The 8,648-nt window shown below is 67.8% G+C and carries 13 protein-coding genes; 6 read left to right on the forward strand and 7 right to left on the reverse strand.

All coding sequences use genetic code 11. The annotated features are described in order from the left end of the window. Together E2651_RS37830 and metG are read left to right on the forward strand one after the other, a co-directional pair. On the forward strand, positions 1 to 644 hold a 644-nt coding region (locus E2651_RS37830; protein WP_135335806.1), incomplete at its 5' end, for a VWA domain-containing protein. A gap of 94 nt (positions 645 to 738) precedes the next feature. Beyond that, the gene (gene metG, locus E2651_RS37835; protein WP_135335807.1) at positions 739 to 2,367 is read left to right on the forward strand and encodes a methionine--tRNA ligase; all 1,629 of its coding nucleotides are present in this window, start codon (positions 739 to 741) and stop codon (positions 2,365 to 2,367) included. A gap of 72 nt (positions 2,368 to 2,439) precedes the next feature. On the opposite strand, the gene E2651_RS37840 is transcribed toward metG, so the two are convergent. The 3 genes from E2651_RS37840 to E2651_RS37850 are packed head-to-tail and all read right to left on the reverse strand — an operon-like array spanning position 2,440 to position 4,093. Beyond that, entirely contained in the window at positions 2,440 to 2,778 is a 339-nt protein-coding gene (locus tag E2651_RS37840) for a hypothetical protein (RefSeq protein WP_167829016.1), read from the reverse strand. Further along, complete coding sequence (locus E2651_RS37845) at positions 2,768 to 3,658, reverse strand: hypothetical protein (RefSeq protein WP_135335809.1); 891 nt, start codon at positions 3,656 to 3,658, stop codon at positions 2,768 to 2,770. The genes E2651_RS37840 and E2651_RS37845 overlap by 11 nt, the downstream gene beginning before the upstream one ends. Before the next feature lie 33 nt (positions 3,659 to 3,691). Beyond that, the gene (locus E2651_RS37850; RefSeq protein ID WP_135335810.1) at positions 3,692 to 4,093 is read right to left on the reverse strand and encodes an ATP-binding protein; all 402 of its coding nucleotides are present in this window, start codon (positions 4,091 to 4,093) and stop codon (positions 3,692 to 3,694) included. 235 nt (positions 4,094 to 4,328) lie between these two features. On the opposite strand from E2651_RS37850, the gene E2651_RS37855 reads away from it, so the two are divergent. The 3 genes from E2651_RS37855 to E2651_RS37865 are packed head-to-tail and all read left to right on the forward strand — an operon-like array spanning position 4,329 to position 5,592. Then, positions 4,329 to 5,180, forward strand: a complete 852-nt coding sequence (locus tag E2651_RS37855; RefSeq protein ID WP_135335811.1) for a helix-turn-helix transcriptional regulator — start codon at positions 4,329 to 4,331, stop codon at positions 5,178 to 5,180. Between the two features lie 8 nt (positions 5,181 to 5,188). Beyond that, entirely contained in the window at positions 5,189 to 5,377 is a 189-nt protein-coding gene (locus E2651_RS37860; protein ID WP_135335812.1) for a DUF397 domain-containing protein, read from the forward strand. Next, positions 5,374 to 5,592, forward strand: coding sequence for a DUF397 domain-containing protein (locus tag E2651_RS37865; RefSeq protein WP_135335813.1), 219 nt, complete (start codon positions 5,374 to 5,376; stop codon positions 5,590 to 5,592). The genes E2651_RS37860 and E2651_RS37865 overlap by 4 nt, the downstream gene beginning before the upstream one ends. Here the strand turns inward: E2651_RS37865 and E2651_RS37870 are convergent. From E2651_RS37870 to E2651_RS37880, 3 genes are all read right to left on the reverse strand, one after another. Next, positions 5,561 to 6,436, reverse strand: coding sequence for a hypothetical protein (locus E2651_RS37870; protein WP_135335814.1), 876 nt, complete (start codon positions 6,434 to 6,436; stop codon positions 5,561 to 5,563). The genes E2651_RS37865 and E2651_RS37870 overlap by 32 nt on opposite strands. Positions 6,437 to 6,477: 41 nt before the next feature. Then, complete coding sequence (locus tag E2651_RS37875; RefSeq protein ID WP_135335815.1) at positions 6,478 to 6,903, reverse strand: DUF4267 domain-containing protein; 426 nt, start codon at positions 6,901 to 6,903, stop codon at positions 6,478 to 6,480. 111 nt (positions 6,904 to 7,014) lie between these two features. Further along, the gene (locus E2651_RS37880) at positions 7,015 to 7,461 is read right to left on the reverse strand and encodes a DUF1772 domain-containing protein (protein WP_135335816.1); all 447 of its coding nucleotides are present in this window, start codon (positions 7,459 to 7,461) and stop codon (positions 7,015 to 7,017) included. 91 nt (positions 7,462 to 7,552) lie between these two features. Here E2651_RS37880 and E2651_RS37885 point away from each other — a divergent pair, with 91 nt between their 5' ends. Continuing rightward, positions 7,553 to 8,131 (forward strand): TetR/AcrR family transcriptional regulator, encoded by a 579-nt coding sequence (locus E2651_RS37885; RefSeq protein WP_135335817.1) that lies wholly within the window; start codon positions 7,553 to 7,555, stop codon positions 8,129 to 8,131. 80 nt (positions 8,132 to 8,211) lie between these two features. Here the strand turns inward: E2651_RS37885 and E2651_RS46025 are convergent, their stop codons facing one another. Beyond that, entirely contained in the window at positions 8,212 to 8,340 is a 129-nt protein-coding gene (locus E2651_RS46025; protein ID WP_280922826.1) for a hypothetical protein, read from the reverse strand. Between the last annotated feature and the right edge of the window lie 308 nt (positions 8,341 to 8,648).

Here is an 8,648-nt window from a genome sequence, read left to right on the forward strand (position 1 = left end):
CCCCCGCCAAGATCAAGTCCCAGGCCCCAGCGCTGGCCACCGCCTACAAGGCCGCCGGCGCCGCGCTCAAGGAGCGGGAGCTCACGGCGGTCCGCGCCCCCGTGTACCTCGTACTCGACCGCTCCGGATCCATGCGCCCGTACTACAAGGACGGCTCCGCCCAGAGCCTGGGCGAGCAGGTTCTCGCCCTGGCCGCCCACACGGACCCCGAAGCCACCGTGCACGTCGTCTTCTTCTCCACGGACATCGACGGCACCGGCACCCTCACCCTCCCCGAGCACGAGGGCCGTATCGACGAGCTGCACGCCGCGGCGGGCCACATGGGCCGCACCAGCTACCACCGCGCCATCGAAGAGGTCGTCGCCCACTACGAGAAGTCGGAGCACGAGGGCCCGGCCCTCGTCGTGTTCCAGACGGACGGCGCCCCCGACGCGAAGGGCCCCGCCACCCAGGCCCTCGCCGACGCGGCCAAGCACCCCCTCTTCTTCCAGTTCGTGGCGTTCGGCGACCACGAGGCGAAGGGCTTCGACTACCTCCGCAAGCTGAAGGCGGACAACGCCGCCTTCTTCCACGCGGGCCCGACCCCCCGCGAGCTCACCGACCAGGAGCTCTTCGAGGGCCTCCTGGCGTCCTGGCGCCCGTAGCCGCAGGTCGACCGGGGGGTGGCACCGGAAGTGCCGGGTCCACCCCCCGGAATCGATGTGAGTCGATCTCCATCCGGCCGTTAGGATTTCGACCATGGCGGCCACTGGATCCGAGAAGCAGGGAGCGAACGAGAACGCGAAGGCGTTCTACGTCTCGACCCCCATCTACTACGTAAACGACGCTCCTCACCTGGGCCACGCCTACACGACCGTTGCAGGGGACGTGCTCACGCGCTGGCACCGTCAGCACGGCGAGAAGGTGTGGTACCTCACCGGCACGGACGAGCACGGTCAGAAGATCATGCGCACGGCCGAGGCGAACGACGTCACCCCCCAGGAGTGGTGCGACAAGCTCGTCACCGAGGCCTGGAAGCCCCTCTGGGAGCACCTGAACATCGCGAACGACGACTTCATCCGCACGACGGAGAAGCGTCACACGGACCGCGTGCAGGAGTTCGTCCAGGATCTCTACGACAAGGGCGAGATCTACAAGGGCGGCTATGAGGGCCCGTACTGCGTGGGCTGTGAGGAGTACAAGCTCCCCGGCGACCTGATCGACGGCACGGGCGAGTACGAGGGGCAGAAGCTCTGCCCCATCCACAAGAAGCCGGTGGAGCTCCTCAAGGAGGAGAACTACTTCTTCAAGCTGAGCGAGTACGGCCCCAAGCTCCTGGAGCTCTACGCGGCGAACCCCGGCTTCATCCAGCCGGAGTCGGCCCGCAACGAGGTCGTGAACTTCGTCAAGCAGGGCCTGCAGGACTTGTCGATCTCCCGCTCTACGTTCGACTGGGGCGTCAAGGTCCCGTGGGACGACAAGCACGTGATCTACGTGTGGATCGACGCGCTCCTGAACTACGCGACGGCCGTCGGCTACGGCGCGAACCAGGAGAAGTTCGACGAGACCTTCCCCGCCAACGTCCACCTGGTCGGCAAGGACATCCTGCGCTTCCACGCGGTGATCTGGCCCGCGATGCTGCTGGCGCAGGGCCTGCCGGTGCCGGGTCGCGTGGCCGCGAACGGCTGGCTGATGGTCGGCGGCGAGAAGATGTCGAAGTCGAACCTGACGGGCATCAAGCCGCAGGACCTGACCTCGCACTTCGGCGTGGACGCGTACCGCTGGTACTTCCTGCGGGCGATCGCGTTCGGCAGCGACGGCTCGTTCTCGTGGGAGGACTTCTCGGCCCGCTACACGAGCGAGCTCGCCAACGACTACGGCAACCTCGCCTCGCGCGTGGCGGCGATGGTGGGCAAGTACTTCGGCGGCGCGCTGCCCGAGGCCACGGCTTCCGGTGACGCCGAGAAGGCGGTCCAGGAGGGCCTGGCGAAGGCGGTCTCGGACGCCGACCGCGCGATCGGCGAGGACCTGGACTTCCAGTCCGGCATCCTCTCGATCTTCGCCTTCGTCAAGCAGGTCAACGGCTACATCACGGAGCAGGAGCCGTGGAAGGTGGCCAAGGACGACTCGCCCGAGGGCAAGGCCCGCCTGGCGACGATCCTCTACACGGCCGCCGAGTCGCTCCGCGCGGTGGCGGTCCTCCTGAACGCGATCATGCCGGAGACCTCCCAGAAGCTCTGGGACTCCCTCGGCGCTGAGGCCTCCCTCGGCGCGCTCGCGGACCAGAAGGTCCAGGACGCGGGCACGTGGGGCCAGCTCCCCGCCGGCGCGACGGTGACGAAGGGCGCGGTGCTGTTCCCGCGCTTGGAGGAGAAGCCGAGCGCGTAGCGGTACGCACCCAGCGGGTTACGGGAAGTCCCGGCGACACGCCGTGTTTTACGGCGTGTCGCCGGGACTTCCTTACGACGTGGCGTCGAGGCGCAGCGGTTGGCGGCGGAGCCGCACCGAATTGCGCTCGATGACCCACTCCTGGAACCAGCAGGGCTGCGCATGGAAGCCGCATCTGCAGTCAGGGACGAACCCCATCCCCTTTTGGTGCTCGACCATGACGGCCAGCGGCAGCCGGAGCGTCTCGCGGATCTCCCGCGACGCCTCTCGGTACGCCTCCTCCACACCCTCCCGCCACTCTCGCTGCCCCGCGTCCCCGAACTCCTCGGGAGGCGGATACAGGGCGTACAGAGCGCTCCGCTCCAGGTACGTGATGTCCTTGGCCAGGGCGGCGCCCCGCTCAGGTGTCATCGTCACTGAACAGCTCGGCCGCGTCGGACACTTGGAGCGCCCGCCGTGCCCAGACGGTGAGCTGGTCCAGGTCGCTGCAGGCTGTCACTCGCTCGCGGACGGCGGACGGGACGTCCAGGCCACGCCAGACGAGGTTGTTCAGGACCATCTCCGCGCACCACTCGACCCGGCCCTCGACCCGGCCCTCGTCCCGCGCCGCCACCGCGAACGGGTGGTCGAAGAAGTACTTGGTCACCGTCATCAGTTCCTCCCAGATCTCCTTCGCCCGGGGGTCCACCAGACCGGACCGGGTGAGCTGTGCGAACGAATGTGCTGCCTCGGAGTCGATGGTCTTCAAGGCCTCGGCCAGTGCCCCCAGTATGGCGGCGGCACCCTGCCCTCTTCCATGCGTAATCGCCGAGAACACCGCAAGGGGGACATCCCGCTCGGCCACGTGCCGGTCCGCGATCACCGGCACGTTCTCCGGGCCCAGGACCAGCGGACGCACGGTGAGCGAGGGCCAGCCCGGCAGCCCGAACTGAATGGGCTTCTCGGCCCAGCAAGCCGTCGCCACGCTCTGCGTCACGACGATCAGCACCGGCTCGCACTTGTACTTCTCGTAGAGATACGAGAGGTAGTAGGCCCAACTCCCGTGCTTGGCCTCGTCCTTCCTGCCCTGCGACTCGATGACGAAGAGAAAGTTGCCGTCATCGGTGTCCACCCTTAACAGGGTGTCGCAGCGGCGCTCGATCGGTTCGATCTCCGTGAGGTCCACATCAAGGGCCATGACTTCCCGGGGCTCCGGGAACGGAATGTGGAGCAGACGCTGGAGAGTTCGGACCAGCAGACCGGCGTCCTTCTGGAAGATCCGGTGCAGCGCTTCGTGTGACGAGCTGACCATCGGGTCTCCTTTCTTTTCGGCGTGATCAACGAGCTACGCGGCGGAAAGTTCGCACCAGACGTATTTGCCGGAGGCGGCGGCCACGGGGTACCAGCCCCAGCCGTCGGCGCAGGCCCGTACGAGATCCAGGCCCCGCCCCTGCTCCGCGTCCACGTCCGCCGTACGCAGGGGCGGGGCCGGTGGTGTGGGGTCGGCGTCCCATGCCCCGATGCGGAGGACTCCGTCGGAGTAGCGGAGGCGGAGGGCGGCGGGGCCTTTGGTGTGGCGCACGGCGTTGGAGACGAGCTCCGTGGCCAACAGCTCGGCCAGGTACGTGAGTTGGGGCAGGCAGTGGAGCGCGAGGATGAGGCGTAGGGCGCGGCGGCAGATCGTGACCGCGCGGAGGTCGTTCGGGATGTACAGGGTGTACTCCCAGGGCGTGTCGCTTTCGGGCATGCGAGAACTCCTGTTGGCGTAAGGGAGTTGGGGGGGACGCGGCGGGCGCAGGGCGGTGGCAATGTCACCTCCGTCATGGCATGACGGGGTGGTGCGCTTCCGGGGTCCCCGGTCTCGCAGCGTTTGCGACGCGTCACTGACGGTACGCCTGAAAGTTATGACCACTCAAGTCGTTCACGTAATCTGGCACCCGAACGAGGCACCCGCGTACGTGAGTTGAACCAAGGAGCCACGCATGGCGACGAGGCGGCACCCCACCGCACGGCAGGTCCGTCTGGGCGCCGAACTGCGGAAGCTACGAGAAGCCGCAGGCCTGAAGGCACGCGAAGCCGGGTCCTTGCTCGGGGCGAACTCCGTACAGATGAGCCAGATCGAATCCGGGGTCGCTGGGGTCAGCGAAGAGCGCGTGCGCCGACTCGCCGCCCACTACGCCTGCGCAGACGTGGCGTTGATCGACGCACTGGTGGCGATGGCGACCGACCGGACACGCGGCTGGTGGGATGAGTACCGAGGAGTCCTGCCACAGGTGTTCCTGGACGTCGCCGAGGCCGAGCATCATGCGGCGTTCCTACGCGAGGTCGTCATCACGCACGTTCCAGGACTCCTCCAGATCCCGGACTACTCCCGAGCAGTCTTCCGGTACATGGTCCCGGAACTCCCCGAGAGCGAGTTGGAGCCCCGGATCGAGCACCGGATGCAGCGACGGGCAGTCTTCGACCGCGAGAAGCCCGCGACGTACGAGACGATCATTCACGAGGCAGCTCTTCGCATCCTCGTGGCCGACCGAAGAGTCGCCCAGACCCAACTCCGGGAAATCCTCACTGAGATCGAGAAGGGGCACGCCACAGTGCGCGTGATCCCCTTCGAAAGAGAAGGCTTCGCCGGGGCCGGCGTCGAGATGATGTACGTAGGCGGGCCACTCCCGCAGCTGGACACCGCCCTACGGGATGCCCCACACGGCACGGCATTCCTGGACGCGGAGTCCCAACTGGCACGATTTCGCGGGCTGCTCCATAAGCTGGAGAAGGCAGCTCTGAGTCCCGAATCGTCGCGGGACTTCATCCTCCGCATGACCAACGAACTGTGAGGCAAAGCATGACCCAGGCCACCCGCTGGCAGAAGTCGTCCTTCTCCGGTGGAGGCGATGGCAACACTTGCGTGGAACTGGCCACCATCAGCGGGATCATCCACCTCCGCGAGAGCGACGACCCCACCACCGAGCTGATATCGGCACCGTCAGCCTTGGCTCAACTCCTCCGCACCATCAAAGCGAGCGAGCGATGACCACCGCGAAGACCTGGCAGAAGTCCTCCTTCTCCGGCGGTGGTGTGGGCAACGACTGCGTCGAACTGGCCACCACCAGCAGCCACATCCACCTCCGCGAAAGCGAAGCCCCCACCACCCGACTGACCACCGCCCTCGCGGCCTTGGCGAACCTCCTTCAAGCCGTAAAGGCCAACGCACCGCTCAATACACCCGCTGGTGGTCCTCCAGCATGACGTCGAGGCGTTGCCGCAACAGATCGCGGTCGAGCGCGTCGTAGGCGCGGGACCACAACGGGTGGAGATCCGGAAGGCGTTGCGCGTCCTCGTGGTACGCGGCGGTGAGTCCCAGAAGCGCGCTCGCCGGGTGGCCCGCGTCCAGCAGCCGGGCGGCGTCGGCCAGGATCGTGTCCGTCTCCCCGGTGAAGGAGGGGCACTCGTCGCCGAACGCGTCGTTCGGTGCGAGGACGCCGATACCGACGCCGGACGGGTCGGGTGCGTGGCGCCAGCCGGGCGGCGGCGCGAGATCGAGGGGGATCTCCACGTCACCGCCGCCCGGCTTCCGGCCGTACTCCGCAGTGGGCCGTATGCCGAGTACGGCCGACAGGCGTGCCACCGGGGCAATGAGGAGTTCTTCCCCGCTGCGCAGGGCGATGGAGAGCAGGAAGGTGATGCCGTCCAGCGTGTTCCGGCCGATGACGCCCGGTTCCTTGTGGCCGAAGGAAGCAACGGGATGGTCGGTGCGCCCCAGTTCCGGCGCGGGGACCACCCATCCGACGCAGGTGCCGTTGCCGAGGTCCGCGAAGGGCAGGAGTTCCGGTACGGACATGAACGGTACGTGGTGTCGGCGGAACGGTTCCCCATAGTCGCAGTACTCCCACCCCTGAGGCGCGAGAGGCACCTCGCACAGATCGAAGGGCAAGGCGAAGCTGGTCTGCACGCGGGTGGCGTCGTACAGGCCCTCCTCGTACAGGTCCGTCGCGAGGAACCCTTCCTCCCACGCGATGTCGACCAACTCGGCGAGTGCGGGCGGGGTGGGAAACGGGAACAGGTCGTCGTTCCAACGGGGTTGTGTCGTCATGGGCCGAGAGTGTCGCAGCCACGTCTGACAGTCCGCGTACGTCATCGAAGCGCGTAACCGGCAGCGGTGGGTTCCGTGGCCTGCGGCTGCCGCTCCGTCAGCAGGAGCGCGGCGGTCAGGACGACGACTGCGGCTGCCGAGATGTGCACGGTCAGCGCCGTTGTCACGGTGCCGCCGTGGGTGACCACGGCCAGCGCGTCGCCCAGCGGTATGACCGCGTTGATCAGCACGGCCCAGCCGAGGACTTGTCGCTTGCCGAGGCCGAGCAGGAGGAACGTGACGCCCGCCGCGGCGATGTCGCGCACGCCCTTGACGATGAAGTAGCCGTCCGCGTTGCCCGTCGGCCAGGGTTCGATGCCGTAGCCGTCGGGGGCGCCGCCGGGATTGAGTATGAAGTTCAGGCCGAAGAACAAAGGTGCGGCCCCGACGATCAGTGACAGCAGGGTGGTCAGGCGATACCTCGTCATGATTGCTTTCCTCAGTTCGTTCTGGGATGGACTCCGGGTGTCGCAGGTGTCGCAGGTGTCGCAGGTGTCGCAGGTGTCGCAGGTGTCGCAGGTGTCGCTGGGCCCGCGCGCTCAGGCGAGGGCCGCCGCCAGGCAGGCGAAGGCGGCGACGATGACGGCGACACGGACGTAGTGCCAGCGGTCCCAGCGGTTCATCTGCTGCTTCCAGTCGGCGGGCCGGTTCTCGGGGGTCCACGCCTTGACCCGGTTGTTGATCGGGACGAGTACCAGGACCGATATGAGCACGCTGACGATCAGCAGCGCGCCGGCGGTGACGACCAGGCCGGCCCCGTCGTGATCCCATCCGGCGATCGCCCAGGCCACGACGAGGACCAGCGAGCCGATGTACCAGAACGGCATCACGGCGCCGCCCCGTCGGGCCCCGTCGGTGCGGCCGCGCAGGCCCTCGTCGTCGGGGAGGGAGTTGAGGATCGGGTTGATGAAGAAGGGGACGGCGAACTCCACCCCCACCATCACTCCGACGATCACGGTGGTGACGATCTCGAGTGCGTTGAGCATGATGACCCCTCCTGGGATCTAGCGCCGCTAGCTGATGGCGCAACGCTAGTACTACTGCCGCTCGGTTGTCTAGCGGTGCTAGGATCGAATCATGTCGGTACAGGAACGCAAGCAGCGTGAACGGACGGAGCGCGAGCGGCTCATCGTGGCGACGGCCCGCGAACTCGCCGAGCAGCAGGGCTGGGACGCGGTCACCACCCGCCGCCTCGCCGAGCGCATCGAGTACAGCCAGCCCGTCCTCTACAGCCACTTCCGCGGCAAACGGGAGATCATCGGCGCCGTCGCCCTCCAGGGCGCCGCCGAGATGGCCGTTGAGTGGCGGGCCGCGACCTCCGCCGCGCACGGCCCACGCGCCCGGGTGGCCGCCCTCGCCCACGCCTACCTCGACTTCGCCGCCCGCAACCCGGCGGTCTACGACGCCCTGTTCCAGCTCGACGGCGGCCTTGCGTACGCGCGGGAGGACACCCCGCAGCCACTGAAGGACGCCTTCGCCGCGATGGTCGAGGTCCTGGCCGAGGTCGCCGGGGACGGCGTCGACCCGGGACTGTTCACCGAGACGTTCTGGGCCGCCCTGCACGGCCTCGCCACCCTGACCCGCGCGGGACGGCTACCACCGGAGGACACTGAACGCAGGGTGGAGTTGGTGGTGGACCGCCTCGCCATCACCTGACATCTCGCCATCGCCTGACACACCAACCCGTCAACCCGGCGGCACGCAGCCGGGACCCCCGGACCCCGCCGCTGCCCGCCCTAGCCGCACCCCTCCCAGGGGTCCGGCGTGCCGTGCGAGAGGACCAGGCCGAACGACTCCGGCAGCTCGCAGTCGTTCTGCTCGGTCCACTGGTAGGCGAGGATCGACCAGATCACGACCACGATCACCCCTACCACCCCCGGGACACTCCAGCGGGAGCGCCCGCCGGAGCCTCCGCCGTTACCCCGAGGCGGCTCCTGTGGCGGCCCCTTGGGTGGCTCCCAACCCGGCCCGTCGTACCCCCGGGGCCGCCAGCCTTCCTGGTCATTTGGCATGCCCACGAGTATCCGGTGAGCACACGGATCCGGCCTAGATGGTTGATGCGCTTTGGCTCTGTCCGGAATGACGGAGAGTGCCCAGAATCGGTGGTGTAGAACACTGGCTCGACCCGTGGGGCGCGCTGTGAACACCGATCTGGACACTCTCCTGACCGCAC

It is taken from the genome of Streptomyces sp. MZ04, assembly GCF_004684775.1.
Taxonomy (GTDB): Bacteria; Actinomycetota; Actinomycetes; order Streptomycetales; family Streptomycetaceae; genus Streptomyces.

What these genes read in the sequence shown, in the direction of transcription:
- metG (WP_135335807.1), top strand. Translation starts at nt 739, where the DNA reads ATGGCGGCCACTGGATCCGAGAAGCAGGGAGCGAACGAGAACGCGAAG.
- E2651_RS37840 (WP_167829016.1), bottom strand. Translation starts at nt 2,778, where the DNA reads ATGACACCTGAGCGGGGCGCCGCCCTGGCCAAGGACATCACGTACCTG.
- E2651_RS37845 (WP_135335809.1), bottom strand. Translation starts at nt 3,658, where the DNA reads ATGGTCAGCTCGTCACACGAAGCGCTGCACCGGATCTTCCAGAAGGAC.
- E2651_RS37850 (WP_135335810.1), bottom strand. Translation starts at nt 4,093, where the DNA reads ATGCCCGAAAGCGACACGCCCTGGGAGTACACCCTGTACATCCCGAAC.
- E2651_RS37855 (WP_135335811.1), top strand. Translation starts at nt 4,329, where the DNA reads ATGGCGACGAGGCGGCACCCCACCGCACGGCAGGTCCGTCTGGGCGCC.
- E2651_RS37860 (WP_135335812.1), top strand. Translation starts at nt 5,189, where the DNA reads ATGACCCAGGCCACCCGCTGGCAGAAGTCGTCCTTCTCCGGTGGAGGC.
- E2651_RS37865 (WP_135335813.1), top strand. Translation starts at nt 5,374, where the DNA reads ATGACCACCGCGAAGACCTGGCAGAAGTCCTCCTTCTCCGGCGGTGGT.
- E2651_RS37870 (WP_135335814.1), bottom strand. Translation starts at nt 6,436, where the DNA reads ATGACGACACAACCCCGTTGGAACGACGACCTGTTCCCGTTTCCCACC.
- E2651_RS37875 (WP_135335815.1), bottom strand. Translation starts at nt 6,903, where the DNA reads ATGACGAGGTATCGCCTGACCACCCTGCTGTCACTGATCGTCGGGGCC.
- E2651_RS37880 (WP_135335816.1), bottom strand. Translation starts at nt 7,461, where the DNA reads ATGCTCAACGCACTCGAGATCGTCACCACCGTGATCGTCGGAGTGATG.
- E2651_RS37885 (WP_135335817.1), top strand. Translation starts at nt 7,553, where the DNA reads ATGTCGGTACAGGAACGCAAGCAGCGTGAACGGACGGAGCGCGAGCGG.